The organism is Mesorhizobium sp. CC13, from assembly GCF_039907765.1.
Lineage (GTDB): Bacteria > Pseudomonadota > Alphaproteobacteria > Rhizobiales > Rhizobiaceae > Aminobacter.
Window position 1 is genome coordinate 52,497 of the sequence record NZ_JARDJI010000019.1, and the last position, 24,805, is coordinate 77,301.

A 24,805-nucleotide genomic window follows, 5' to 3' on the forward strand; every position below is an offset into this window, starting at 1 on the left:
CGCGCAGGCGCTGCCGAGCCTGTATCACGCCGCTCGAAACTTTCGCGAGCCTAATGTCAGCCATGTCAGACCTTTTCCCGCTCGACTTTCCGGCAGGCACCATCCTGGTGCTGGTCGTGGCCGCCTTCGTCGCCGGCTGCGCGCGCGGTTTCTCGGGCTTCGGCGGCGCGCTGATCTTCGTGCCGGTGGCAAGCTCGCTGATCGGCGCCAAGCTTGCGGTGCCGCTGCTCCTGATCGTCGACCTGGTGCTGACCCCGGGGCTGATCCCCAAGGCCTGGCACAATGCCGACCGAACCAATGTCGGCGTCATGGCGCTTGGCGCGGCCGTCGGCGTGCCGACCGGCACCTACCTGCTCACCCATGTCGACGGGGTGGTGATCCGCTGGGCCATCGTCGCCATCGTGGCGGCGCTGCTCGCGCTCTTGATGTCGGGCTGGCGCTATCACGGCCGGCCCCATGCCAGCCTGACCGCGGCCGTCGGTATGACTTCGGGGCTGTTTTCGGGGGCTGCCCAGGTCGGCGGGCCGCCCGTCGTCGCCTACTGGCTCGGCGGCGCTATCCAGCCGCAGACGGTGCGGGCCAACATCGTGCTCTACTTCGCGATCTCGAGCGTGCTGTCGATCTCGAGCTACCTCGTTGCCGGGCTGCTGACCTGGGAGACGGTAGGGCTGTCGCTGACGATCGGGCCGACCTTCGCCCTCGGCCTCTACATCGGCTCGCGCCTGTTCAGCCGCGCCAACGAGGCCACGTTCCGCCGCATCTGCTACGGCCTCATCGCAACTGCGGCGATCATCGGCCTGCCGGTTCTGGACGGCGTGCTGCGGTAGCGCGTTGCCAGACGACGTAACTCTTTTCGTTGAAGCCCGGGCCGCTTTCAAATAGAATTCGCAGATCGGGGGCATGGTGGACTCCCCGTGAGGCCAGGTGGCCCAAGTTCCGCCTTCGCACCCTTGCGCGGAGGAAAGACCATGCCCCGTATGATTTCATCTGAAAACCTGATCCGCCTCATGGGCACCGATCGCTGCCCGCTGATCGTCGACGTGCGCCGGGAGGCCGTGTTTGCGGCCGCGCCGACGAGGATCGCCGGCGCTCTGTGGCGTAATCACATGAAGGTAGACGAGTGGCTGCCGCAGCTGCCTCGGCACAGCACGATCGTCGTCTATTGCGCACACGGCCACAATGTCAGCGAGATCGCGCTTGCCCGCCTGCTCGCCGCCGGCGCCGACGCGGTCATGCTCGAAGGCGGCATCGATGCCTGGCTGGCTGCCGGCGGCCCCGTCGTGGCGCGCGAGGCGCCCGGCCTCGAAACGGGCCTGCCGCGGCCGAGCGTCTGGGTCACGCGGGCGCGGCCGAAGATCGACCGCATCGCCTGTCCGTGGCTCATCCGCCGCTTCATCGATCCGCTGGCGGTCTTCCACTTCGTCACGGCCGAGTGGGTCAAGGACATCGCCGACGAGACGGGCGCCATTCCTTTCGACATCAAGGACGTGCACTACTCGCATCGGGGCGACGAATGCACCTTCGACACGCTGATCTCGGAATTCGGCCTGACCGATCCGGCCCTGCTACAGCTGGCGCGAATCGTGCGCGGGGCCGATACTGCGCGGTCTGATCTCGAACCGCAGGCGGCGGGACTGCTTGCCATATCGCTCGGCCTTTCGGCCATCGAAGAAGACGACCTCGTCCAGCTGGAAAAAGGCATGCCGATCTACGATGCGCTCTATGGCTGGTGCCGTTATGCGACGGCCGAAACCCACAACTGGCCAGCAAAGGCGATCTGACATGGACACCACGCCGACCGCGGCGGCGTATCCCTCGTTCGGGGAGGCGACACGGACCTTCGCCAAGATCGGGCTCCTGTCCTTCGGCGGGCCGGCCGGCCAGATCGCCCTGATGCACAAGATCCTGGTCGACGAGAAGCGCTGGCTCGACGAGCCGCGCTTCCTGCATGCGCTCAACTACTGCATGCTCCTGCCCGGGCCGGAGGCGATGCAGCTCGCCACCTATGCCGGCTGGCTGCTGCACGGCGTGCGGGGAGGGCTCGTCGCCGGCCTGCTGTTCGTCCTGCCGGGTGCCGTGGTCATCACCGCACTCTCGGCGATCTACCTCACGGTCGGCCACGTCACGCTGGTGCAGGGGCTGCTCTTCGGCCTCAAGGCTGCGGTGCTTGCCGTCGTGCTCGAGGCGCTGATCAAGGTGTCGAAGCGTGCGCTGAAGAACGGCTTCATGGTGGCGCTCGCGGTCGCGGCCTTCGTCGCCATCGCGTTCCTCAAGCTGCCGTTCCCGCTGATCATCTTCGCGGCGGCGGTGGTCGGCGCGCTGATGCACCTGGCGGGCCTCGGCAACAGCGGAATCGCGAAGTCGGAAACCGACGCCGACGCCGGATACGTCATGCCGGAATGGACCAGGCCGAGCGCGCGGCGCTTCGTCACGACGCTCACCGTGTGGCTCGCCATCTGGCTGCTGCCGCTGGCGCTGCTCTGGCAGTTCCTCGGCGCGGGCCACGTCTTCACGGCGGAGGCGGTATTCTTCTCCAAGATGGCGACCGTCACCTTCGGCGGCGCCTATGCGGTGCTTGCCTATGTCGCCCAGCAGGCGGTCGAGGTGCATGGCTGGCTGAAGCCGGACGAGATGCTGACCGGCCTCGGCCTCGCCGAGACCACGCCGGGGCCGCTGATCCTGGTGCTGGTCTTCGTCGGTTTCCTCGGCGGCGCGCGGCTCTCGGCTCTCGCGCCGCTCGCCGGCGGCGTCGGCGGCGCCGTGGTGACGCTGTGGTTCACCTTCGTGCCCTGCTTCCTGTGGATCTTCGTCGGCGCGCCCTATGTCGAGACGGTGCGCAACGTGCGCTGGCTGGCGAGCGCGCTATCGGCGGTGACCGCTGCGGTCGTCGGCATCATCGCCAACCTCGCCGTCTGGTTCGGGCTGCACGTGCTGTTCGCAACCGTCGGCGAGACGGCGTGGGGGCCGTTCGCGCTGCCGGTGCTCGATTTCGCGGGCTTCGACTGGGCGGCGGCGGTCATCGCGCTGGGCGCCGGCGTGGCCCTGATCCGCTACCACGCCAACATGATCGTCGTGCTGGCGGTGTCCGCGCTCGCCGGCATGGCCTGGCAGTTCTGGTAGCCGCGCTGGTCCGGCAGCAAAAGCCCCATCCCGGCTGTCCGGAATGGGGCTCCAATTCGGATGAGGGCCCGGGGCCGGATCAGTCGAACAGGCTCGACACCGATTCTTCGGTCGCCGTGCGCGAGATCGCCTCGCCGATCAGGTCGCCGATCGAGACGACGCGGATATTGTGCGCGTCCATCACCGCCTGGGTCGGCTGGATCGAGTCGGTGATGACCAGTTCCTGCAGCTGCGAGCCGCTGATGCGGGCGGCGGCACCGCCCGAGAGCACGCCGTGGGTGATGTAGGCCGTGACGCTGGTGGCGCCCTTGGCAAGCAGCGCGTCGGCCGCGTTGCAGAGCGTGCCGCCGGAATCGACGATGTCGTCGATCAGCAGGCAGTCCTTGCCCTTGACGTCGCCGATGACGTTCATGACCTCGGATTCACCGGGGCGCTCGCGGCGCTTGTCGACGATGGCGAGCTGGGCGTCGAGGCGCTTGGCGAGCGCACGGGCGCGTACCACGCCGCCGACGTCGGGCGAAACGACCATGACGTTGTCGAGCTGCTTGTACTTGGCCTTGACGTCGCGGGCCATCACCGGGACCGAGAACAGGTTGTCCGTCGGGATGTCGAAGAAGCCCTGGATCTGGCCGGCATGCAGGTCGAGCGTCAGCACGCGGCTGGCGCCGGCGCGGGTGATCATGTTGGCGACGAGCTTGGCCGAGATCGGCGTGCGGCCCGAGGCGCGGCGATCCTGCCGCGCGTAGCCGAAATAAGGGATGACCGCGGTGATACGCCTTGCCGACGAGCGCATGAAGGCGTCGATCATGATGAGCAGTTCCATCAGGTGATCGTTGGTCGGGAAGGAGGTCGACTGCAGGATGAAGACGTCCTCGCCGCGGACGTTCTCCTGGATTTCCACGAAGATTTCCTGGTCGGCGAAACGCTTCACGCTCGCTTTGCCCAGGGGAATGTTGAGATAGCGTGCGACAGACTCTGCCAGCACCCGGTTGGAATTGCCCGCGAAGAGTTTCATACGCCGATCCTGGAAGTGAATATGAGCGGGCTTTTAGCGGCCCTGAGCCGTATTGCAAGCCGAGTCCGCGCGAAATGTTAAAAAACCGACGTGCCCGAGCGGAAGTGCGGTTCAGCCCGACCGCGTCGCCAGCCAGCTGGCGAGGTCGTCGATGGTGCTGTCGGCGATGGCCTGCATGGTCGAGGCGGCGACCGCCGACCAGCCATCGCCGCCGGCCGCCGAGGGGGCCTTGTGCTGGCCGTTGATGCGGTGGAGGCGGGTGCCGGCCGGGTCGTAGACGTCCCAGACATAGACCACGGTGGTGTCGCTGCCTTCCGTCATTGCCGAGAAGTAGCCGCGCATGATGATGCCCGGAGGCGAGGTGTCGGTGCTGCCGGCGAGCGTGATGCCGCGGGCGCGGGCCTGGACGCCGAGCCGCTCGGTCAGCGGCGTGGCCGCCTCTACCGGGGTCCCGACGATCGGGGCGAACTGCACGCGCGTCCTGGCGACGACCGCCGACACCTGCGCGGCATTCTGGGGCGCTCCGGCTTCCGCGGCCGTCGCGGGTGGGGGCGGCGTGTCGGTGCCTTCCGTCCTGGCGAGCGCGTTCGATTGTTCCGTCGGCGCGATGGCGGATGGCTCGAGCACGTCCTTGGAGCTGTTGCATGCGGAAAGGGCGGCGAGCGCGGACAGGCATGCCGCGGCTCCGAACCATCGTCTCATCTGCCGTGATCTCCCTGGCAAACGCCCCTCAGCGCCCATCGCCAATCACCGCACGATCAAGTCGAGATCATGGCGGGAAAGTGGCCGGGGCGCAGATTCGGTGGTCAGGTAGGTACGACCCAGCGTCATCGCGGTCTCGCTTTCGGAATCGGCGATGATCATGTGCGCGAACAGCGTCATGTTCGGCGCGATCGGCTCGGGATTGCCCTGGTAGAACATCGGCATGTCCATCCAGGACGGGGTGAAGCGCGCGCCGACAGAATAGCCGCAGGCGTTGAGCCGGTGCTTGGTCAGGCCGTGCGCCTCGAGCGTGCGCGCATGCGCGTCGAACACGTCGCCGAAGCTGTTGCCCGGGGTCATCGCCTTCTCCACCGCGACCATCGCCGCAAGCGAGGCGTCGTAGAGCTCCTGATGGCGCTTGGACACCTTGCCGGTCAGGATCGTGCGCATCATCGGCGCGTGGTAGTGGTTGTAGACCCCCGACCATTCCAGCGTCAGCTGGTCGTTCTTGTTGAGCTTGCGGCGCCCGGACTTGTAGCGGCACAGGAGCGCATCGGGGCCGGAGCCGATGATGAATTCGTTGGCCGGGTAGTCGCCGCCGCCGGAAAAGATCGCGGAGTGCATCGCAGCCAGGATCTTGGCCTCGTCGCCGCCCTGCTTGATGAGCGGAAGTGCTGCGTCGAGCGCATCGTCGGAAAGCGCGGCGGCCTTCTCGGCCTTCTCGATCTCCGCCGGACTCTTGAACAGGCGCAGCCGGCCGACGATGCCCGAGGCGTCGACGATCTGGCCGAAGGTCTGGAGCTGCTCGTCGAGGCGGCGGCCGTTGAAGGCGGTCAGCCCGTGCGTGTCGTATTCGACGCCGATGCGCATGCCGAGCAGGTCGAGATCGTTGAGCAGGTTGCGCAGGTCGAGCGTCGGGTTGGCGTTGTCGCGGTCGGTCCACACGACGATGTTGTCGATGATCGAGGTGTGGCGCGCCTGGCGCAGGTCGGCCGAGCGGGTGAGCAGCGTCATCGCACCGTCGGCCTTCACCACCAGCGCCTGGAAGAAGCAGAAGCCGAACGTGTCGTAACCGGTCAGCCAGTACATGCTTTCCTGGGCGAAGAGCACGATGGCGTCGAGCTTCTTCTCGGCCATCTCGATCATCAGCCGGTCGCGGCGGGCGTCGAATTCGGATCGTTCGAAATGCAGCGCCATACGGTCATCCCTCCAATGCGATTGCCGAAACCTGCCGCCCGTAGTCCGCTTCCCTGCGGTGCGTGGTGCGCCGGAAGGAGTAGAAGAGGTCTTCCTCCGCGTAGGTGCAGCGGCCGAGCATGTCGGCCACGACGCCGGCGCGGCGGAGTCGATCCACCGTATACCGGTTGAGGTCGAACATGGCGTGGCCGGCATTGGCGGAGGCGGTGAAGTAGCGCGCGTTGTCGGCGTCCTCGCCGGTGAAGCGGGCGACGAACTCCGGCCCGACCTCGTAGTTGGCGGCGCTGATCGAGGGGCCGAGCACGGCAAGGATGCGCTCGCGCCTGGCGCCAAGGCCTTCCATGGCGGTGATGGTGTTCTCGAGGACGCCGCTGAAGGCTCCCTTCCAGCCGGCATGGGCGGCACCGATGACGCGCGCCTCGGGGTCGGCGAAGAGCACGGGCCCACAGTCGGCGGTCGAGGCGCCCACGGCGATGCCGGGACGATCGGTCACGATGGCGTCGGCCTTGGGGCGTTCGCCGGCGAACGGGCCGGTGGCGACGATCACGTCGGGCGAATGGATCTGGTAGGCGGTGAGCAGGCGGTCGGGCGCGACGCCCATCCAGCTTGCCACGCGGCGGCGGTTCTCGGCCACCAGCGCCTGGTCGTCGGCGGAACCGGTGCCGATGTTGAGGCCCTCGTAGATGCCTTGCGAGACCCCGCCGGCCCGGGTGAAGTAACCGTGGCGGATGCCCTGGGCGTCCGCGCTGGCGAGCAGGTTGGACCGGACCGGATCCGGCTTCGAGTCGTTCAGCATTGCCGCCTTGTCGTCCCCCAGGGCAGTTTCGTCAAGGCGGGGCCGGTTAGTCACGGTCCCGCGTCGTTTGTGAGCGCGGACAGTGGAGCCGCGGCAAGCAAGCTGTCAACCGGCGCCGGGGAAGGGCACCCTGGTCCCCGCCGTTGCGACCGCCAGAACCTTGAACAGTGTGCCCATGGCGCTGGGCCCGGCCAGCCGCTCGACCTCCGCGCGGATCTTGTCGCGCGCATCCTCGTCCCCCCTGGCACCCAGCTTGCCGGCCCGTTCGAGCAGCCCCATGCCGAGAAGGAATTCACCCTGGGTGGCGAGATACGCGTCGAGGCCGTGCGCTCCCGCCGCGCCGGCAAGGGCAGCGAAGTCGACATGCGAGGTCAGGTCGGCCTCGCCGGGGCTCTTGAGCACGTCCTCGTGGCGATGTCGGCGCAGCGCCTGCAGCGTGTCGCCGATGCCTGGGGCAAGGTGGCCATAGTCGAAGAACAGGCCGGCGCCGCTCGAGGCCGCGATATGTTCGGCGATGGCCTCCATCACGGCGGTGCGGGCGGGCGCGAATTCGAAGACCGCGCCCGGCGCGGCAGCGGCGGCCTCGGGCGGCAGCAAGCCGGGCTCCAGCGATGCGACACCGGTGACGAAGGCGAGGTAGCCGCTCTCGTCCAGCCCTATGGCGCGCTCGCGCCAGTCCGCGCCGACCCTGACGAACTGGCGGGTCGGGATCGCGTCGAACAGCTCGTTGCCGACGATCAGCAGCGGCGCTTCCGGCAGGGTGGCTACGCTTTCGTGCCAGGCGATGTCGATGCTGCTTGCGGTGAGCGTGGCCTTCTGTACTTCGCGCAGCCTTGGGCTGGTTTCGATCAAGGCGACCGAGGCATCCGCGACGAAGGCGGGGTCGAGCTTGCCGAGCACCCGAAGCATGTCCCGCATCAGCGTGCCGCGGCCGGGGCCGATCTCGGCCAGGGTGGGGCGCACCGGGCGCCCCAGTGCCTGCCAGGCCGCATAGAGCCAGACGGCGGCGAGTTCGCCGAACATCTGGCTGATCTCCGGGGCGGTGGTGAAGTCGCCGGCGGCGCCGAACGGCTCGCGCGTGGTGTAGTAGCCGTCTTCGGGGTCGAACAGGCACGTCGCCATGTAGTCGGCGACGCTGATCGGACCGGAAGCGGCGATCAGTCTGGCTATGCGCTTCTTGAGCGCCGTCATGCCGGGCTGGCGGCGTGAGCCGCCGGCTTCGCCGACATCATCGCCCAGATGCCGATCAGCACCATCGGGGTCGACAGCACCATGCCCATCGTCAGCCAGCCGCCGAACAGGAAGCCGATCTGCTGGTCGGGCTCGCGGAAGAACTCGACGAAGATGCGCGACAGGCCGTAGCCGCAGATGAAGGCGCCGGCGACGAAGCGCGGCGTCTTCAGCTTGAGGCGGGAATGGGTGAGGATGCGCAGGACCAGGAACAGCACCAGGCCTTCGAGCAGGGCTTCGTAGAGCTGGCTCGGATGGCGCGGGAAGGGGCCGCCCGTGGGGAATTCGAAGGCCCACGGCACATTCGTCACCCGGCCCCAGAGTTCCGAATTGATGAAGTTGGCGATGCGGACGAGGCCGAGCCCGACCGGCACGCCGGCGGCGATGACGTCGATCAGCGACCAGACGTGGATGCGGTGCTTGCGGGCGAACAGCACCATGGCGATCGTCACGCCCAGCAGGCCGCCGTGGAACGACATGCCGCCTTCCCACACGGCGATCATATCCATCGGGTTGGCGAGATAGCGCGCGAGATCGTAGAACAGGATGTAGCCGATGCGGCCGCCCGCCACGATGCCGATCGCCGCCCACAGCACGAAGTCGTCGAGGGCTTCGGGTTTCATCGGCGCCTGGCCGTTGGACCAGAGCCTCGGGCTGGTCAGGAGCCGCTTGCCGTACCACCAGGCGAACAGGATGCCGACGATATAGCCCAGTCCGTACCAGCGTATGGCCAGCGGGCCTATCTGGAAGATGACCGGATCGATGTTCGGGAAGGTCAGGGCAGCCATCTGCAGGGCCAGGTATTCGCTCAATTCAATCTCCGGACATAAGCGGTCGCGCGCGGACCATGGGGCAGGGTTTTGGCACGGTCAAGGCGGGCCGATGTCGCTCACCAAGATGTCATTGGTCGGCTTCGAACAGACGCTCGTAGTCCATGGCGCCATGGAGGATGCGCAGAATCTCGATCCGCTCGGCGTTGACGCGGTAGAAGATCAAGTAGTCGCGATGCACCCGGCGGCGGATGTCGTTGCCGGCAAGCCTGCGCGATGCGCGCGACCGCGTAGCCGAATGGCAGTTCGGCAAGACCGGCACAACGTTCGCGCAGTTCCAGGATGAAGCTCAGCGCCCTCGCCGGATTGTCGGCGGCGATGTGGTCGGCAATGGAGTCGAGGTCGCTTTCCGCCGCGTGGGTGAAAACGACCTGCATGGTGTCATCTGTCTTTCGCGCGGTACTTGGTCTCGAGGCGGGCGAAGACGTCCTCGGCGGGCACCAGACGGCCGGCCTCCGCGTCGCTCAGCCCCCGGGTCAGCTCAGCATCGAGCGCTGCAAGGCGCTTTTCCCGCTCCTCGACGAGGCGAACCCCTTCGCGCAAGACCTCGCTCTTGGAGTTGTAGCGTCCGGTATTGACGAGCTGGTTCACGACCTCTTCGAGATGTGCCCCGAGATCGGCACTGATGGCCATGTCGCATTCCTCTTCGGCTCGACGATTGAAATAATAGTTATTGGTCAAGGCAAGGATCCAGCTTTTTGCTGGCGGCAACGCCCTTGCATTCCCAGCTTTGCCCCACTACGTCGAAACCACAACGCGAGGTTTTGCCATGACGACCGGACCGAACCGTATCCTGGATGAGTTCGCCAAGCTGATGACCGATGCCGCGGGTGCTGCGCAGGGCGTCAAGCGCGAGGTCGAGACCGCCTTCCGCTCGCAGGCCGAGCGCGTGATGAACTCGCTCGAGGTGGTGCAGCGCGAGGAATTCGAGGCCGTGCGCGAGATGGCGATCAAGGCGCGCGCCGAAAACAAGGCGCTCGCGGCTCGCATCGAGGCCCTGGAGGCCAAGCTCGCTTCGCTGGCCGGACAGACCGGCGAGGCGGCTACACCGGCAGCGTCGCCGAAGCCCCGGGCGAAGAAATAATTCATTAACTTTTCCACAAAGCGCAAATCGAAAAAGTGCTTTGTCGTGAATCGCTTACCGGCGCTTGATGAGCTTGCGCCGCAGCCTGTTTCCACACCCGAATGCGGCAGTGCGAAAAATTGGGCTGTTCACGAGACTCCCGATCAATACACTGAATTTACTGCACGATTCGAAACGGAATCGTGCACCGGATGGCGCGGTCCGGCTGGGGGGTATTGAGTCCGGCAGCGCTGGTCGTCCGAGTTCAAGAATAATGTTCGTCGTGTGTGTCCCCCGCGCGGAGCGCGAAGGCGTGCCCGAAACGACAGGAAGAATTGATGGAACTTCTCGAACTCGAGTTCTCCCGCGAAATCCACCCGGTGGACGTCATCGAACAGGTGGCGCACAACAATGATTGGTCGTTCGAGCGGGCGGGCGACGACGAGATTTCCATTTCGGTCGTCGGCAACTGGACCGACTACCAGATCTCCTTCTCGTGGATGGAGGATTTCGAGGCGCTGCATCTCGCCTGCGCCTTCGACATCAAGGTGCCGGAGAACCGGACGCTCGAGGTGCTGCGCCTCTTGTCGATGATCAACGAGCAGATGCTGTTCGGCCACTTCGACCTGTGGGAGAGCGAGGGCGCGATCATGTTCCGCCAGTCGCTGCTGCTCGCCGGCGGCGTCGAGCCCACCAGCCAGCAGGTCGAAGTGCTGCTGTCTTCCGCCCTCGAAGCCTGCGAATGCTATTTCCAGGCGTTCCAGTTCGTCGTCTGGTCGGGCACCTCGGCCAAGGACGCGCTCGCCAGCGTGCTGTTCGAGACGCAAGGCAACGCCTGAGGACTGCCCAGGGAATTCCCATGAGTGCACATGGCGGGCGCAAGCCCGAGATCGCCTTTGCCGACTTCGACAAGGTCGACATCCGCACCGGCACGATCGTCGAGGTCGAGCCGTATCCCGAGGCGCGCAAGCCGGCCTTCAAGCTGAAGATCGACTTCGGCCCGGAGATTGGCGTGAAGCGGTCGTCGGCACAGATCACCAGGCACTACTCGCCCGAGACGCTCGTCGGCCGGCAGGTGTTTGCCGTCGTCAACTTCCCGCCGCGCCAGATCGGCAAGTTCATGTCGGAAGTGCTGACGCTCGGCTTCCCCGATGCCGAAGGCGAGGTCGTGCTCGGCGCCATCGAGCGCAAGGTGCCTGACGGTTCGCGCCTCTTCTAAGGGGCATCACGCCGCGTAGGCCGCCCGCACGTTGTCCAGGAACATCTCGGCGCAGGCCGCCCAGGTGTAGCGCATGGCGCGCTCGCGCGCCTCGGCGCGGTCGATCCTGAGCGCTGCGAGCGCTGCTTCCCGCAGATCCTCCGATACCACGCCGCCGACGCCGTCGCCGACGATGTCGATCGGCCCGGTCACCGGATAGGCGGCGACCGGCGTGCCACTCGCCAGGGCTTCGATGATGACGTTGCCGAAGGTGTCGGTGCGGCTCGGGAAGACGAAGACGTCGGCCGAGGCGTAGATCCGGGCGAGTTCGTCGCTCGGCCGCCGGCCGAGGAAATGGGCTTCGGGGTATTTGGCCTTGAGGCGCTCGATCTCAGGTCCATCGCCGACCAGCACCTTGCTGCCGGGCAGGTCGAGGTCGAGGAAGGCGGGCAGGTTCTTCTCCACCGCGATGCGGCCGACGCAGAGGAAGACCGGCCGCGGAAAGTCCAACTCGACCTTCTTGTCGGGGTGAAAGTGGTTGATGTCGACGCCGCGCGTCCACGGCCTCAGCTTCTCGAAGCCGCGCGCGGCGAGGTCGTCGGCGAGCGACTGCGTGGCCACCATGCAGCCCTGGCCGGAATTGTGGAAATTGCGCAAGAGCCCGTAGGTCCAGCTTTCCGGCAGCGGCAGGCGGGCGCTGACATATTCGGGAAAGCGGGTGTGGTAGCTGGTGGTGAAGGGGCGGTCGTTGGCGCGGCAATAGCGCCGCGCCATCATGCCGAGCGGGCCTTCGGTCACCAGGTGGATGTGGTCGGGCCGGCGCTCCTCGATGATGCGGGCGACGTTGCCGGGCGTGGTCAGCGCCAGCCGGATGTCGGGATAGGTCGGCATCGGCAGGGTGCGGAAGATGTTCGGGGTGAGGAAATCGGCTTCCGCGCCGAACGCCTTCAGCGTTTCGGCGAGCCGTTCCAGCGTGTGCACGACGCCGTTGATCTGCGGACGCCAGGCGTCGGTGACCATCAGGATGCGCACGGCTCGTCTTCCCCTCGGGCCGTGTCCTGCCCGGCTTCGGGCCTTGCGGGAATCAGCGGCGGTCGCGTTCGTTGCGAGTGGCCTTTGAGCAGGCTTCGATGACGTGCGGATGACGGTGCGCCGGGACGGTGCTGATCGTGCTCGTCTGCGGCATCCAGTGGATCGGCGACAGGCTGGTGGCGCGGCTCGACCACCGCGCCTGAGGCCTCAGGCCGGCACGCGGATGATCGCCCTCAGCCCGCCCAGCGGGCTGTCGCTCAGCTTGATGTCGCCGCCATGGCTGCGGGCGATGTCGCGCGCCACCGAAAGCCCGAGCCCGGTGCCGGTGGCATCGAGGTTGCGCGCCTCGTCGAGACGGTAGAAAGGCTTGAACACCTCCTCGCGCTTCTCCTCGGGGATGCCGGGGCCGTTGTCGTCGACCATCACCACCAGCATGCCGCGGTCGTGCACGGCCTTGATCTCGACCTCCCTGGCATAGCGGAAGGCGTTGCCCACGACGTTCTGGAGGAGGCGGGTGAAGGCATTGGGGCGCACATGCACCTCCGGCTCGCCGACGAGCGTCACCTTGAGCTTGCGCTTCCTGAGCTTGGCCTCGTCGCCCAGCCGGTCGAGGCAGGACCCCAGGTCGAAGCGGCCGGGGTCCTCGGCGGCCTCGCCGCGGGCGAAGGCGAGATAGGCCTCGAGCATCGACTGCATGTCGTCGACATCCTGGCTCAGCGCCTCGCGGTCGATCTTGTTGCCCGACAGCGCCAGCTGCAGCTTGAAGCGGGTCAGGATGGTGCGCAGATCGTGGCTGACGCCGGTCAGCATGGCCGTGCGCTGGTCGATCTGGCGCTCGATGCGCTCACGCATCTGGATGAAGGCGAAACCGGCGCGGCGCACTTCCTCGGCCCCCCGCGGCCGGAAGTTGGGCGGCATCGGCCGGCCCTTGCCGAAGCTCTCGGCCGCTTCCGCGAGATGCAGGATCGGCCGGATCTGGTTGCGCAGGAAGGGGATGGCGATGGTCAACAGCACCAGCGACGTGCCCACCATCCAGAGCAGGAAGATGTGGGTGTTGGAGGCGTAGGCCTGGCTGCGCCGGACGAAGACGCGCAGCACCTTGTCGTCGAGCTGGACGCGGACCTCGACGATGTTGGAGTTGCCGACGGTGTCCAGCCAGAACGGCCGGTTGATCTGCTTGCGGATCTCCGAGGACAGCGCCTGATCGAGGATCGAGAAGAACGGCTTCGGCCCCGGCGGGGGCAGGGGGTCGGCCGGCAGCAGGTCGATCTTGAGCGACATGCGCTCCTGGGCGATGCGGATGATCTGGGCGTAGTTCTCCGGCGCCGGAAAAGTGTCGAGAAGGTCGATGATGCCGGAAATGTCGCGCGTCACCGCCTGCGACAGGCGGACCGTGACCGTCTGCCAGTGGCGCTCCATGAACACGAAGGCCACCACCGACTGCAGCAGGATCATCGGGGTGATGACGATCAGCAGCGAGCGGGCGTAGAGCCGCTTCGGCATGTAGAGCGAGACGAGCCGCCAGAAGCGGTTCCAGCTCCGTGGCACTGCCGCCAGCGCGCGCCACACGCGTCCGCCGAGACCGCTTCCGCCCGGACGTTGCATTTCCGTGGTCGCCATCCGCCCTTCCGCCTGGAGTGCTGCGCCTCCATCCGGACGCGCAAAGGCACTCCAACACTTCGCTCTACGCCGCCCGGCCTTGCAAGGCCGGCCCGCGGCACTCCTATTCCACGCTCAGCCGATACCCAATCCCGCGCACGGTCTGCAGCCAGACGGGATTGGCCGGATCGCGCTCGATCTTGCGCCTGAGCCGGTTGATCTGGACGTCGATGGTGCGCTCGCCGACTTCCGCATCGCCGGTCACCAGTTCGTGGCGCGGGATCGTCTCGCCGGCCCTGGCTGCGAAGATGGCGAGGATTTCCTGCTCGCGGTCGGTGAGCTTGAGCGCCTCGCCGCCACGCTTCAGCTCGCGCCGCGCGATCTGGAAGGTGTAGGGACCGAACACCAGCTGTTCCACCTTGGGGGTGGTCACCGGGCCGCCGCGTCTCAGGATGTTGTTGATGCGCAGGATCAGCTCGCGCGGGTCGAAGGGCTTGGGCAGATAATCGTCCGCGCCCGCCTCGAGGCCGGCGATGCGGCTGTCGGTCTCGGACAGCGCCGTCAGCATGAGGATCGGCACGTCCTTCTCGTCGCGCAGCGACTTGGTCAGGTCGACGCCGTTCTCGCCGGGCATCATGACGTCGAGGACGAGCAGGTCGAAGTCGAGGCCGGCCAGCTTGCGCCGTGCCTCGTCGGCGTTGCCGGCGACCGTGACACGGAAGCCGTTTTCCGTCAGATACTGCTTGAGCAGGTTGCGGATGCGCGTGTCGTCGTCGACCACGAGCAGATGCGGTGCGTCGTCGTTCATCGCTGCGGCGGCTCCCGTCCCGTCTCTATTTTCCATCGTCTCTCCCAGGCTTGTTTCCGGGCAGATGATCGATCTGGGCCCGGAGCTCGGGGTTGACCATCGCCTTGAGGAATCGCTCGATCGAGGCGCGTTCGGCCTCACCTGCGCCTTCCAATGCAGCATGGATGCGGCGCGACTGTGGCCGTGCGAGTTCGAGCGTCAGCGTGCGCCCTTTCGCCGTCGGGTACAGTTCCCGCTGCCGCCGGTCGCGCGGCCCCTGGACCTGGATGATGTAGCCCGCGTCGATCAGCTGCTTGAGCACCCTCGCAAGGCTCTGCTTGGTTATCTTGAGCACGTCGAGCAGTTCGGCGACGGTCAGCCCGGGCATGCGGTTGACGAAGTGCAGCACGCGGTGGTGGGCGCGGCCGAAACCGTATTCGGAAAGGATCTGGTCGGGGTCGGACGTGAAGTCGCGATAGGCGAAGTACAAGAGCTCGATGATGGTGAAATCGACGCCGTCGTCGGCCGTCACTGCGGTGCGGATCGGTTGGGCGGCTGCGCCGCTGCGTGGTGCCATAGGATTCCTGCTCGTCAATTTATGTCAGCACTGTTGACATAAATTAGGTGCGATGGTAATTTTTGCCAAGCTTTTCGGCGGATTGCGAACGAAAAGGCAAGGTACGGTGGTTTTTTCCGAAACATCGTGAGTTTGCTTTGGTATTGTTGGCCGTCGACGCTTTACCCTTTCGGCCCTCTGGGCCGGCAAGCCCGATACGAAAACGATTGGCAGGCTCCGGCCTGCGGGAAGGTTTACCATGGCATCCGTTCCTTTCGACCAGCTCGATGGACACATCTGGATGAACGGCGAGTTCATCAAATGGGCAGACGCCAAGATTCACGTCCTAACCCATGGCCTGCACTATGCAAGCGCCGTATTCGAAGGCGAGCGCGCCTATGGCGGCGAGATCTTCAAGCTGACCGAGCACACCGAGCGTCTGCATGAATCGGCTCGGCTCCTCGGCTTCAGCGTTCCCTATTCCGTCGCCCAGATCGACGATGCCTGCCGGGAACTGCTGAAGAAGCAGGGCTTCAAGGATGCCTATGTGCGTCCGATCGCCTGGCGCGGCAGCGAGCAGATGGGCGTTTCGGCCCAGAACAACCGCATCAACGTCGCCATCGCCATCTGGCAGTGGCCGAGCTATTTCGACCCGGCGCAGAAGCTCAAGGGCATCCGTCTCGACCTCGCCGAATGGCGCCGCCCGGATCCGCGCACGGCTCCGTGCAAGTCGAAGGCGGCGGGCCTCTACATGATCTGCACGCTGTCCAAGCATGCGGCCGAGGCCAAGGGCTACGCCGACGCGATGATGCTCGACTGGCGCGGCCAGGTGGCGGAAGCCACCGGCGCCAACATCTTCTTCGTCAAGGACGGCAAGATCCACACGCCGAAGCCGGACTGTTTCCTCGACGGCATCACCCGGCGCACCGTGATCGGGCTTGCCAAGGATCGTGGCCTCGAGGTCATCGAGCGGGCGATCATGCCGGAGGAGTTGGAAGGCTTCGAACAGTGCTTCCTGACCGGCACGGCAGCCGAAGTGACGCCCGTTTCCGAGATCGGGCAGTACCGATTCGAGGTCGGCGAAATCGCCAAGACGCTGATGAACGACTATTCGGCGGCGGTTCAGCCCAAGCACGCGATCGCAGCAGAATAACCAGAAAGATCAATAACTTGATCTGAGGAGAGGGCGGTCCTGCGACCGCCCTTTCTGTTTGAATTGAGGCGAATTTGACTTTCGCGGAATTCGGGGTCTCATGTGGTCGTCGGCCGGCGGAGGTCGGCCAGCAATTTTGGAGGGAATTGTAAATGGAAACTCTTCTTCCGATCATTGTGCAAATCGTGACCGGCGTAATCGGTGGACAGGCAGTTGGGGCGGCCGTCAAACAGGCCGCGATGGGGCAGATGGGCAAGCTGCTCGCCGGTGGTATCGGCGGTCTCGCGGGCGGCCAGATTCTCGGCAGCCTGATGGGCGGCGCGGCAGATCCGGCCACGGCGGGCGCACTGAGCGGCATTCTCGGCGACGTCGTCGGCGGTGCTGGCGGCGGTGCGATCCTCACGGCGATCGTCGGCGCCGTCATGGGCGCGATGAAGAAGGCCTGACAATATCCCCACGTTCTCTCGACTGGGCGGCTTCGGCCGCCCTTTTCATTTGCGCGGACGGCGGCCGGCGCGAATAGGCATGGACGGCGCGCGCCTGCGCCCCTATCTCGGTGCCAGCATCAGCAAAGGGACAGCCATGGGACAGCTCAACGCAGGCATCGTGCCGGTCACGCCATTCCAGCAGAATTGCACGATCCTCTTCGACAACGACGACAAGACCGGCGTTGTCGTCGACCCGGGCGGGGACGTCGAGACCATCCTGGCGATACTCGGCGACAGCGGCATCAAGATCACCGCGATCTGGCTCACCCATGGCCATATCGACCATGCCGGCGGCGCGATGGAGCTGAAGGAGGCGCTCGGCGTCGAGATCGTCGGCCCGCACGAGGCGGACAAGCCCTTGCTCGACAATCTCGCGGTGCAGGCCGAGAAATTCGGCTTGGCCGGCAGCGTGCGCAACTGCACGCCCGACAGGTTCCTGACCGAAGGCGAGACGGTGTCGTTCGGCGGTCACGTCTTCGAGGTGCTGCATTGCCCCGGCCACGCGCCCGGACATGTCGTCTACTACAACCGCGCCGCCAGGTTCGCCCATGTCGGCGACGTGCTGTTCCAGGGCTCGATCGGCCGCACCGACCTCTATGGCGGCGACCACGAAACGCTGATCCGCTCGATCAAGGAAAAGCTCCTGCCGCTGGGCGACGACGTCGGCTTCATCTGCGGTCACGGTCCCGGCGGCCGCTTCGGCGACGAGCGGCGCGGCAATCCCTACCTGGTCTGACACAGCCTGGTCTGACGACAGCCTGACAAATCGGAAAACGAAAGCGGCGCCATCGAAGGATGGCGCCGCTTTTTAGTCGGGGCAGGGAACCCTGATCGCAAGCGTCAGTTGGCGACGCAGAAGTGCTCCTGGCCGTCATAGCCGGTGAACGTGCCGGTGCGCGGCTTGAAGCTGCGGTAGCGGTCCGAGCAATACTCGTACCATTCCGGGGTCCACGGCTCGACCGACGAGTAGCCGCGGCCGTAGTTCTCGGAATAGATCACGCGCTGCTGCGGCGCCGGGCGGTAGTATTCCTGGCGATAGACGCGGCGCGGCTGGTAATCATAGTCGTAATAGTCGTCGTAGACCGGCCGCGAGCGGTTGGCGTTGCCGGCAATGACCGCACCGGCGATCAGCCCGAGCGCACCGGCAGCGACGATCGCGCCAGTGTTGTCGCGGCGGTGCTTGTAGTGCCTCCAGCCGTCGCTGGCCTGGGCCGCGGGCAGGGCGGCAAGGGTGGTGGCGGCAACAGCTGCCGACAGGACAATGGTCTTGATGATGCGGTTCATGTTCGGTCTCCTTCGCCGTCCAGCCCGTATCGAAGGGCCGGAGATCGGCGTCGACTAGCTGTCTAGGGGACCCAGCCTGAACGCAAGCTGAACGGATTTACCGACGTTAACGCCGCTCGCCGAAGGCCAAGCGACACCTGTCCGGCATACCGGTTTCGGACGCTTTACGGACGATCGGCCGTCGCCATGGGCTCCGGCCGCCCCCTGGGTTCAGCCAACCGTCAGATTGACGGCCTTGGGTCCCTTGCCGCGCTTGTCCGGCTCGGTATCGAACGTGACTTTCTGCCCATCCTCAAGACCGGGAAGACCCGACGCCTGCACGGCCGAGATGTGGACGAAGACATCCTTCGCTCCGTCGTCCGGCGTGATGAAGCCGAAGCCTTTGGCATGATTGAAGAACTTGACGGTGCCGGTCTGCGGCATGGGAAACTCCTCTGATCCCATAAATTCCAGTCTCCGGGCCGGCAAATGCCCGAAGGTGAAATTTGTCGTTCATTTTTGAGTGATCGGCAAGCGAAACTTTTGCTGGCCGGCGCCGCCTCAAAGCGGCGCCGTTGCCGGGATTTGCAGGCTTCGCGCCCTTTCAAAACCGGGTCACCGGCTCAGTATTCGCAGTAGCGGATCGGGCCGATCTGGATGCACGTGCCGGGCCGCGGCCGGTACGGATCGTAGCGGTCGTAGACCCTGATCCGGCAACTGGAGCCGACGTGGCGATGGGTGACGCGCGCACCATATTGCGGCAGGTAGTGCCGCTCGACGCTGCGATGGCAGTCCCTCACCACCGGCTGGCGCACGATGACCGGCCGGCAGTCGGGGCGGCGGTGGCGGTGCCATGCGGTCCGCCCAATTTCGGGGACGTAGTGGCGCACGACCTCCGGGTGACAGCCGCGCACCTGCACGACCAGGCCGCTGTCCGACTGCGGCTCGCCTGCCGGCATGGCGGACGCCGGCCCGCCATAGCCAAGTGCGGCGGCCAGCAGTGCGGCGCCGAGGGAATTCAGGAATTTCATAGTCGGCCTCCTCCTGTGCGGGGCGCGGTCTGTGCCCCTGGCAAACTATGCCATCAAATGGAAGGTTCAGCCAGCGTCGTCAGCCTATGGTTGTGGCGGCCGCAGGAGAGGCGATGCAAAGACAAAGGGCGCGGCGGTTTCCCGCCGCGCCCTTCGTTCAAGCGAACAGGCGAAACTCAGGCCGCGCGGAGGTTGACCGCCTTGGGGCCCTTGCCCATGCGATCAGGCTCGACGTCGAAGGTGACCTTCTGGCCATCGACGAGCGTGCGCAGGCCCGAAGCCTCGATGGCGGAGATGTGCACGAACACGTCCTTCGCGCCGCCATCCGGCGTGATGAAGCCGAAGCCTTTGGTTGCGTTGAAGAACTTTACGGTACCGGTCTGGGCCATTGGGAGAACTCCTTCACCCTATCAGTGGTCTGGACCTGCCGACCGCCTGGCGTCGGCGGCAGATCGGTGGTTTTGCTAGGCGGTCATGCATTCGCGCACGGTAAAACCCCCCGCCGAGTAACGGGGTCGTCAGAGATTCACAGTATCGGGGAAAGGGTCGTGCCAAACGTTCCAGTCTCCGGGACAGCAAATGCCCGAGTAATGCTTGTATTGCATGGAAACGTGTAGGTTGCAAGATGTCGCAGCAGCCGGCGCCGCCGCGCCGCAAGTCGCGATTTCCGGCCTTCCGGCAAACCGCGGTCGGCCAGAGGGCGCCAACGATGGGGACAAGCTGCGCGTGGGGGTTACAATCGCTGGAAGTCTTGTAAGGATCGTGCCGGCGGCGATCTTTCGCCGGGGACGGGGGAGCGAGGAGAGCGACATGAGATTTTCGGCAAGCAGAATTGCCCGCAGGGCCGGGTTCCTGCCGTTGCTGGCGGTCGTGGCGGTGGCCTGTACGGTGGTCGTCGACGAAGGCCCGGGACCGCGGCCGCCGCGTCCCGGCCCGGGACCGCAGTTCTGTACCCGCGAGTACGATCCGGTCTGCGCGCGGCGCGGGGGCGAGCGCCAGACCTTTGCCAATGCCTGCATGGCCGAAGCCGCCGGCTACCGCATCATCCGCGGCGGCGCCTGCCGGGCGGAAGGCGGCTGGGACGACGAGGGCGGGCAGCAGTTCTGCACCAGGGAGTACCGGCCGGTCTGCGGCCAGCGCGGCGGCCAGCTGCGCACCTTCCCCAATGCCTGCGAGGCGGATTCCGCCGGCTTCCGCGTCGTCGACCGGGGCCCCTGCTAGGCAAAAGTGATCCGGTCGCCTCCCGGCCCGAAGCTCCGGGAGGCGACCGGCCGAAACGTCAGTTGGCCGGGAACTCGGTGGCGCGCCTGACCTCGCGCACCCGGCAGTCGTCGCCGACGTGGCGGTGGCGCAGCATCAGGCCCTGGATGCGGTGGATGCGGACGTCGCGGTGGCAATCCACCAGCTGGCGGCGCGGCAGGCGGTCGACCTCGACGAGCACCGGCCGGCAGGTCTCCGGACGATGGTAGTGCGCGGCGCGGCGCCCGATCTCCTCGACATAGCCGTCGCGCACGTCGCGATGGCAGCCGCCGACCTTCATGACGAGGCCCGGTGCTGCGTGCGACGGCGGCATCGGCGCGGCCGTCGCGGGAAGGGCGCCCGCGACGAGGGCGACCATCAACGGCAAGGACGAGAACGTCATCTGGGCCTCCTGGCTGCGGCCCCGAGCTATGCACCGGGATCGACGCGCCGCAAGGGCGGCCCGCGCCAGCGGGGCAATTCTGCGGAGTCAGGGTTAGCGCACGGTTGCCGGGGCAAGGGCCGTGCCGCACGCCTTCGTGAGAAGGCCGCGCCTGCATTTCGACGCGCCTGCGGCTAAGGTGCGGCCTCGGAACCGGGGACGACTCATGGGCGACAACCTCCACTCGATATGGCTGAAGGACGCGCTGGTCTTCCTGTTCGCGGCCGGCGTGCTGGTGCCGCTGCTGCGCATGGCGCGGGTTCCCTCGGTGCTGGGCTTCCTCCTGGCCGGGCTGGCGCTCGGCCCGTTCGGGATGGGCGCGCTGGCCGAGAGCTGGCCATGGCTCGGCCACCTGGCGTTTTCCGACCCCGAAGCCGCCAAGCCTTTTGCCGAGCTCGGCGTGCTGTTCCTGCTGTTCCTGCTCGGGCTGGAGCTGTCGTTCGAGAAGCTGTGGATGCTGCGGCGCCTGGTGTTCGGCGCCGGCACCTTCCAGGCGGTGGCGAGCGTCGCGGCGATCGCGATCGTGCTGGTGTTCGCCGGGCTCGACGGCCATGCCGCCGTGGCGGTGGGCCTGGCGCTTGCGCTGTCGTCGACGGCGATCGTCATGCAGACGCTGACCGAGGAGAAGCGCGCCACCGGGCCGGTCGGGCGTTCGGCGCTCGCGGTGCTGCTGTTCCAGGACATGCTGGTGGCGCCGATCCTGATCCTGATCGGCTTCCTCGCGCCCGGCAGGGACGAAGGACTGTTCAGTGCGCTGCTCGAGGCGCTGATCCAGGGCGGCATCGCGGTGGCGGTGATCCTGCTGTTCGGCCGCTTCGTGCTGAGGGACGCCTTCGGGCTCGCTGCGAGGGCCGGCGGCCGCGACTTCCTGATGGGGCTGACGCTGCTCACCATCGTCGGCGGCGCTGTGCTGACCGCGTCCGCCGGCCTGTCGCTGGCGCTCGGCGCCTTCCTTGCCGGGCTGCTGCTCGGCGAAACCGAATTCAAGCACCAGGCCGAGGTCGATCTCGAGCCGTTCAAGGGGCTGCTGCTCGGCCTGTTCTTCATGACGGTGGGAATCGGGCTCGACCTCGCCACCATGCTGGCCGGACTGCCTGTGGTGCTCGCGGGGCTTGCGGCGCTGCTGGCGCTCAAGGCGCTGGTGGCCGTCGCCGCCTGCCGCGCCTTCGGCGTCCGCCCCGCGCATGCGTTGGAGACCGCCTTCCTGCTGGCGCCGGCCGGCGAATTCGCCTTCGTCGTGGTCGCCACGGCGGCGAGCGGCGGCATCCTCGACGCCGCCACCGCCACCACCGTCACCGGGGTCGCCGGCCTGTCGATGCTTGCCAGCCCGCTGATGGCGCGGCTCGGCCGCAAGCTCGCCGATCGCTTCGAGGAGGCAGCCGGCGCGGATGTCGATCCTGCAACCTTTCCCGACCTCACCGGCCATGTGGTGATCGCCGGCTTCGGGCGGGTCGGCCGCACCATCGCGCACATGCTCGACGCCGAGGCCGCCGACATCGTGGCGCTGGAGCGCGATGCGGCCGTGGTGTCGCGCGAGCGCGCCGCCGGACGCAAGGTCTATCTCGGCGATGCCGCTCGGCCCGAGATCCTGAGCCATGCGGGCGCGGCCGGCGCCAGCATGTTCATCGTCACCGTCGACAATGCCCATGACGCCGCCGCGATGGTGCGGGCGGTGCGGCAGATGCGCCCCGACGCCCCGGTGCTGGCGCGAGCCCGCGACGCCGAGCACGCGCGCGAGCTGCATGCCGCGGGCGCCGACTTCGTCATTCCCGACGCGGTCGAGGCCGGGCTGCAACTCGCCGCCCGCGCGCTCTCCGAGTTCGGCTATGCCAGCGAAGTGCTGGGCGACCGCATCGCCGCCGAGCGGAACGCCGCCTACGGGCGCGCCGACGCGGCGTAGAGTGTTTCCGCCTTTCTTCGAATGCGGAAACGCTCTATCTCTTTGTTTTTGCTCAATTCCGGACAGAAAACCGCTGCGCAGCTTTGCTGGAATCGCTCCGGCCTCACCGTCTGCGCCGCTCGCGCGGCCGGCGCTTGACCGGCTCCACGGCGGCGGCCGAGGCTGCGTCGCGCAGTGCCGCCTGGCGGCGCTCGGCCATCATCCAGCCGAGGGCCAGCGCTTCGAAGCCGCCCTCCAGCCGGGCGAGAGCCTCGCCCGACCAGGAGGCGGCGCATGGCGGGCCGCCCTCGGCGATGGTTTCGGCGCGGCAGAGCCGGCCGCGCCTGCACATCGGGTCGGTGCAAAGCTCGGGCACGCCGGTTTCGGTGGCGATGTGGCGCGCCAGCGCCAGCATCTCGGCGCGCGGCCAAGGCGGGGTGGGGAACAGGCCGCCGAGCTGTCCCCGCAGGGTTCTCGCGGTTTCCTCGAGTTCGAGCGAGAGGAGGAATTGGTCGCGGTCGGTCATGGGTTGCATGGGGACTCCTTGGTGAAAAGGCCGGGACCGCGGGGCGTGCCGGTGCGGCACCGCGCCTCCCGCGAGGCCGGATCATGGGGTGGGAAGACGGGCGGTCGGCAGATCGCTCGTCAGTAGTGGAATATGCGGTCCACCGACCGTCCGTCCGGTGTCTGTCCCTCGGTCGGCCGGTCACAGGTCCGTCCCACGGTCTTTTCGTGGCCTGAACCCGCGGCTTCTCCGCACCCTCCGGCACCCGCCATCTGCGGCGCGCGACGGACGACGCCGGCCTGTCGTCGGGCCCTCGGAGCCACGGCTACCGCAGCCGTGGCGGGAGGTCACCGCCGTCCTCCCTGATATCCGGTGCGCACCAGGTTCCCGCGAGGACAGTGCAGGAAGTATAGGCCGGGCGCTCCAGGCGGTGGAAAAGCCGGCCGAAGATTTTTTTGAAAGCCCAATCAGATCAGGCGCTTGGCGGAGATGGGCGCGGGAATTTATCCCTCAGCGGCTGGGCGGGGAGCTGCGTCTGCGGGGGAAGCCGGGGGCGACCGCCGCCGTCAACTTTTCCGGCTTGTCGGCACCGCCGCCATCTCAGTCCCGCCCTGCGCCGGTCCGCCAGGGTGGCGTCGGCGAGAAGCGGTCCACAAGAAAGTCGATAAACGACCTCGTCTTCATCGGCACAAAGTCAGCGTCGGGCCTTACGGCGTAGATCGCCGATTCCGAGGGGAGCCGAGCATCATTCAAAAGCGAGATCAAACGGCCTTCCGCGAGGTCCGAGCCGACCATGAATTCCGGCAGCCGAGCGATGCCGACACCAGCCAGGCACGCTGCGTGCAGCGCCTCGACACTGTTGCAAGTGAACCTGCCATCCATGCGAACTTTCCGACCGCCGCGGAATTCCCAGTCGTTGAATCGGCTTTGAAAGTTAAGTCCCAGACAGAGATGCGCCGCCAGGTCGGACGGTTTCGTCGGTACGCCCCTGGTTTCAAGGTACGCGGGCGCGACGCAGATAATTCGGTCGTTCGAGGCCAGCTTGCGTGCAATCAGGCTCGAATCCTTGAGAATGGCGCTGCGAATGGCGACATCCACGCGTTCGTATCCGATGTCTATGACGGCATCCGTCAGTGACAGGTCAATGTGCAGATCGGGGTAAATCCGCATGAAGTCGACAATGGCTGGCACGACCTGTAGCCGACCGAACGCATTCGACGCCGATATCTTCAGGGTGCCACGCGGCACGTCGGCACCGAGAGCCATCCCGGCTTCCAGGGCTTCAATGCCGTGAAGGATGGAGCGGGCCTCGCGGAGGTATTTCTGCCCTGCCTCGGTAAGCGACATCGAGCGCGTCGTTCGCAACAGCAGCTGTATCCTCAGCCGATCCTCCAGTCGCCGAACTCTCTTGCTGACCGCCGAATGGGTCATCCCAAGCCGTCGTGCCGCCGGTGAAAAGCCACCGGAATCGATGACCGCGACGAAGATCGCCATGTCGGAATGCGCTTCCATTGGAACGTCCTCAATTTGTTCTCATGAGGCACAGATCATTGTCCAAATCAATCAATTCTATTCCTAGCGAAGTTAGCGCAACTTACCCTTCGCAGGGCACTCTGAGTTCTCCTCGTGGATCAAGGGAACGGTCTGCCCAATGTGAAAGCCTGAACACCAAGGAGAATA

At 66.5% G+C, this 24,805-nt stretch carries 30 protein-coding genes and 2 pseudogenes; 12 read left to right on the forward strand and 20 right to left on the reverse strand.

Annotated elements, in window-relative coordinates; translation table 11 throughout:
* Window positions 1-62: 62 nt before the first annotated feature.
* From PV773_RS20750 to chrA, 3 genes are all read left to right on the forward strand, one after another.
* Window positions 63-827 (forward strand): sulfite exporter TauE/SafE family protein, encoded by a 765-nt coding sequence (locus PV773_RS20750; protein WP_347968182.1) that lies wholly within the window; start codon window positions 63-65, stop codon window positions 825-827.
* A 141-nt stretch (window positions 828-968) separates the two neighbouring features.
* Window positions 969-1,781, forward strand: a complete 813-nt coding sequence (locus tag PV773_RS20755; protein WP_347968183.1) for a chromate resistance protein ChrB domain-containing protein — start codon at window positions 969-971, stop codon at window positions 1,779-1,781.
* A gap of 1 nt (window position 1,782) precedes the next feature.
* Window positions 1,783-3,120, forward strand: a complete 1,338-nt coding sequence (gene chrA / locus PV773_RS20760) for a chromate efflux transporter (RefSeq protein WP_347968184.1) — start codon at window positions 1,783-1,785, stop codon at window positions 3,118-3,120.
* A 79-nt stretch (window positions 3,121-3,199) separates the two neighbouring features.
* Here the strand turns inward: chrA and PV773_RS20765 are convergent, their stop codons facing one another.
* The 9 genes and pseudogenes from PV773_RS20765 to PV773_RS20805 all read right to left on the reverse strand — a co-directional run bounded on the left by PV773_RS20765 (window position 3,200) and on the right by PV773_RS20805 (window position 9,523).
* On the reverse strand, window positions 3,200-4,135 hold the full coding sequence (locus PV773_RS20765; protein WP_347968185.1) for a ribose-phosphate pyrophosphokinase: 936 nt from the start codon (window positions 4,133-4,135) through the stop codon (window positions 3,200-3,202).
* Between the two features lie 111 nt (window positions 4,136-4,246).
* On the reverse strand, window positions 4,247-4,837 hold the full coding sequence (locus PV773_RS20770) for a hypothetical protein (RefSeq protein WP_347968186.1): 591 nt from the start codon (window positions 4,835-4,837) through the stop codon (window positions 4,247-4,249).
* Between the two features lie 45 nt (window positions 4,838-4,882).
* Window positions 4,883-6,034 (reverse strand): Xaa-Pro peptidase family protein, encoded by a 1,152-nt coding sequence (locus PV773_RS20775; protein ID WP_347968187.1) that lies wholly within the window; start codon window positions 6,032-6,034, stop codon window positions 4,883-4,885.
* A 4-nt stretch (window positions 6,035-6,038) separates the two neighbouring features.
* A complete protein-coding gene (gene pgeF / locus PV773_RS20780) occupies window positions 6,039-6,830 on the reverse strand; it encodes a peptidoglycan editing factor PgeF (protein WP_347968188.1) in 792 nt (263 codons plus the stop codon).
* 105 nt (window positions 6,831-6,935) lie between these two features.
* A complete protein-coding gene (locus PV773_RS20785; RefSeq protein ID WP_347968189.1) occupies window positions 6,936-8,021 on the reverse strand; it encodes a class I SAM-dependent methyltransferase in 1,086 nt (361 codons plus the stop codon).
* The gene (lgt, locus tag PV773_RS20790; protein ID WP_347968190.1) at window positions 8,018-8,872 is read right to left on the reverse strand and encodes a prolipoprotein diacylglyceryl transferase; all 855 of its coding nucleotides are present in this window, start codon (window positions 8,870-8,872) and stop codon (window positions 8,018-8,020) included. The genes PV773_RS20785 and lgt overlap by 4 nt, the downstream gene beginning before the upstream one ends.
* Before the next feature lie 88 nt (window positions 8,873-8,960).
* Window positions 8,961-9,152, reverse strand: a complete 192-nt coding sequence (locus tag PV773_RS20795) for a type II toxin-antitoxin system RelE/ParE family toxin (RefSeq protein WP_347968191.1) — start codon at window positions 9,150-9,152, stop codon at window positions 8,961-8,963.
* A 34-nt stretch (window positions 9,153-9,186) separates the two neighbouring features.
* Window positions 9,187-9,267: pseudogene (locus tag PV773_RS20800) on the reverse strand (type II toxin-antitoxin system RelE/ParE family toxin); the annotation flags it as partial.
* Between the two features lie 4 nt (window positions 9,268-9,271).
* A complete protein-coding gene (locus PV773_RS20805) occupies window positions 9,272-9,523 on the reverse strand; it encodes a type II toxin-antitoxin system ParD family antitoxin (protein WP_347968192.1) in 252 nt (83 codons plus the stop codon).
* Between the two features lie 136 nt (window positions 9,524-9,659).
* On the opposite strand from PV773_RS20805, the gene PV773_RS20810 reads away from it, so the two are divergent.
* From PV773_RS20810 to PV773_RS20820, 3 genes are all read left to right on the forward strand, one after another.
* Window positions 9,660-9,974 carry an accessory factor UbiK family protein gene (locus PV773_RS20810; protein WP_347968193.1) on the forward strand — a complete coding sequence of 105 codons (315 nt, stop codon included), beginning with the start codon at window positions 9,660-9,662 and terminating at the stop codon, window positions 9,972-9,974.
* Between the two features lie 317 nt (window positions 9,975-10,291).
* Window positions 10,292-10,792: a YbjN domain-containing protein gene (locus tag PV773_RS20815; protein WP_340038310.1), complete on the forward strand. Its 501-nt coding sequence runs from the start codon at window positions 10,292-10,294 to the stop codon at window positions 10,790-10,792.
* Window positions 10,793-10,812: 20 nt separating this feature from the next.
* On the forward strand, window positions 10,813-11,172 hold the full coding sequence (locus tag PV773_RS20820; protein WP_347968194.1) for a tRNA-binding protein: 360 nt from the start codon (window positions 10,813-10,815) through the stop codon (window positions 11,170-11,172).
* Window positions 11,173-11,178: 6 nt separating this feature from the next.
* Here the strand turns inward: PV773_RS20820 and PV773_RS20825 are convergent, their stop codons facing one another.
* On the reverse strand, window positions 11,179-12,183 hold the full coding sequence (locus tag PV773_RS20825) for a glycosyltransferase family 1 protein (protein ID WP_347968195.1): 1,005 nt from the start codon (window positions 12,181-12,183) through the stop codon (window positions 11,179-11,181).
* Window positions 12,184-12,311: 128 nt separating this feature from the next.
* On the opposite strand from PV773_RS20825, the pseudogene PV773_RS20830 reads away from it, so the two are divergent.
* Window positions 12,312-12,386 (forward strand): annotated as a pseudogene (locus tag PV773_RS20830) (ABC transporter permease); the annotation flags it as partial.
* A gap of 4 nt (window positions 12,387-12,390) precedes the next feature.
* On the opposite strand, the gene PV773_RS20835 reads toward PV773_RS20830, so the two are convergent.
* The 3 genes from PV773_RS20835 to PV773_RS20845 all read right to left on the reverse strand — a co-directional run bounded on the left by PV773_RS20835 (window position 12,391) and on the right by PV773_RS20845 (window position 15,146).
* On the reverse strand, window positions 12,391-13,803 hold the full coding sequence (locus tag PV773_RS20835; protein WP_347968196.1) for an ATP-binding protein: 1,413 nt from the start codon (window positions 13,801-13,803) through the stop codon (window positions 12,391-12,393).
* Window positions 13,804-13,906: 103 nt separating this feature from the next.
* Window positions 13,907-14,626: a response regulator transcription factor gene (locus PV773_RS20840; protein ID WP_347968197.1), complete on the reverse strand. Its 720-nt coding sequence runs from the start codon at window positions 14,624-14,626 to the stop codon at window positions 13,907-13,909.
* Window positions 14,616-15,146: a MarR family transcriptional regulator gene (locus tag PV773_RS20845; RefSeq protein ID WP_340038305.1), complete on the reverse strand. Its 531-nt coding sequence runs from the start codon at window positions 15,144-15,146 to the stop codon at window positions 14,616-14,618. Before PV773_RS20845 ends, PV773_RS20840 begins: the two co-directional genes overlap by 11 nt.
* A 238-nt stretch (window positions 15,147-15,384) precedes the next feature.
* Here PV773_RS20845 and PV773_RS20850 point away from each other — a divergent pair, with 238 nt between their 5' ends.
* The 3 genes from PV773_RS20850 (at window position 15,385) to PV773_RS20860 (ending at window position 17,502) form a co-directional block, all read left to right on the forward strand.
* Entirely contained in the window at window positions 15,385-16,278 is an 894-nt protein-coding gene (locus PV773_RS20850) for a branched-chain amino acid aminotransferase (RefSeq protein WP_347968198.1), read from the forward strand.
* A gap of 152 nt (window positions 16,279-16,430) precedes the next feature.
* Window positions 16,431-16,724 (forward strand): hypothetical protein, encoded by a 294-nt coding sequence (locus PV773_RS20855; RefSeq protein WP_347968199.1) that lies wholly within the window; start codon window positions 16,431-16,433, stop codon window positions 16,722-16,724.
* Window positions 16,725-16,860: 136 nt separating this feature from the next.
* Entirely contained in the window at window positions 16,861-17,502 is a 642-nt protein-coding gene (locus PV773_RS20860) for an MBL fold metallo-hydrolase (RefSeq protein ID WP_347968200.1), read from the forward strand.
* Window positions 17,503-17,606: 104 nt separating this feature from the next.
* Here the strand turns inward: PV773_RS20860 and PV773_RS20865 are convergent, their stop codons facing one another.
* The 4 genes from PV773_RS20865 to PV773_RS20880 all read right to left on the reverse strand — a co-directional run bounded on the left by PV773_RS20865 (window position 17,607) and on the right by PV773_RS20880 (window position 19,449).
* Entirely contained in the window at window positions 17,607-18,050 is a 444-nt protein-coding gene (locus tag PV773_RS20865) for a BA14K family protein (protein WP_347968201.1), read from the reverse strand.
* Between the two features lie 210 nt (window positions 18,051-18,260).
* Window positions 18,261-18,473, reverse strand: a complete 213-nt coding sequence (locus tag PV773_RS20870; protein WP_024925394.1) for a cold-shock protein — start codon at window positions 18,471-18,473, stop codon at window positions 18,261-18,263.
* Window positions 18,474-18,652: 179 nt separating this feature from the next.
* Window positions 18,653-19,060 (reverse strand): hypothetical protein, encoded by a 408-nt coding sequence (locus tag PV773_RS20875; protein ID WP_347968202.1) that lies wholly within the window; start codon window positions 19,058-19,060, stop codon window positions 18,653-18,655.
* A 176-nt stretch (window positions 19,061-19,236) separates the two neighbouring features.
* Window positions 19,237-19,449: a cold-shock protein gene (locus PV773_RS20880; RefSeq protein ID WP_006202520.1), complete on the reverse strand. Its 213-nt coding sequence runs from the start codon at window positions 19,447-19,449 to the stop codon at window positions 19,237-19,239.
* Window positions 19,450-19,870: 421 nt separating this feature from the next.
* Between PV773_RS20880 and PV773_RS20885 the strand changes: the two genes are divergently transcribed.
* Window positions 19,871-20,281 carry a Kazal-type serine protease inhibitor gene (locus PV773_RS20885; protein WP_347968203.1) on the forward strand — a complete coding sequence of 137 codons (411 nt, stop codon included), beginning with the start codon at window positions 19,871-19,873 and terminating at the stop codon, window positions 20,279-20,281.
* Between the two features lie 58 nt (window positions 20,282-20,339).
* Here the strand turns inward: PV773_RS20885 and PV773_RS20890 are convergent, their stop codons facing one another.
* Window positions 20,340-20,702, reverse strand: coding sequence for a hypothetical protein (locus PV773_RS20890; protein WP_347968204.1), 363 nt, complete (start codon window positions 20,700-20,702; stop codon window positions 20,340-20,342).
* A gap of 205 nt (window positions 20,703-20,907) precedes the next feature.
* Between PV773_RS20890 and PV773_RS20895 the strand changes: the two genes are divergently transcribed.
* Window positions 20,908-22,641 (forward strand): cation:proton antiporter, encoded by a 1,734-nt coding sequence (locus PV773_RS20895; protein WP_347968205.1) that lies wholly within the window; start codon window positions 20,908-20,910, stop codon window positions 22,639-22,641.
* A 103-nt stretch (window positions 22,642-22,744) separates the two neighbouring features.
* Here PV773_RS20895 and PV773_RS20900 read toward each other — a convergent pair whose 3' ends face one another.
* Both PV773_RS20900 and PV773_RS20905 read right to left on the reverse strand, forming a co-directional pair.
* Window positions 22,745-23,155, reverse strand: a complete 411-nt coding sequence (locus PV773_RS20900; protein WP_347968206.1) for a hypothetical protein — start codon at window positions 23,153-23,155, stop codon at window positions 22,745-22,747.
* 570 nt (window positions 23,156-23,725) lie between these two features.
* The gene (locus PV773_RS20905; RefSeq protein WP_347968207.1) at window positions 23,726-24,637 is read right to left on the reverse strand and encodes a LysR family transcriptional regulator; all 912 of its coding nucleotides are present in this window, start codon (window positions 24,635-24,637) and stop codon (window positions 23,726-23,728) included.
* Window positions 24,638-24,805 lie beyond the last annotated feature (168 nt).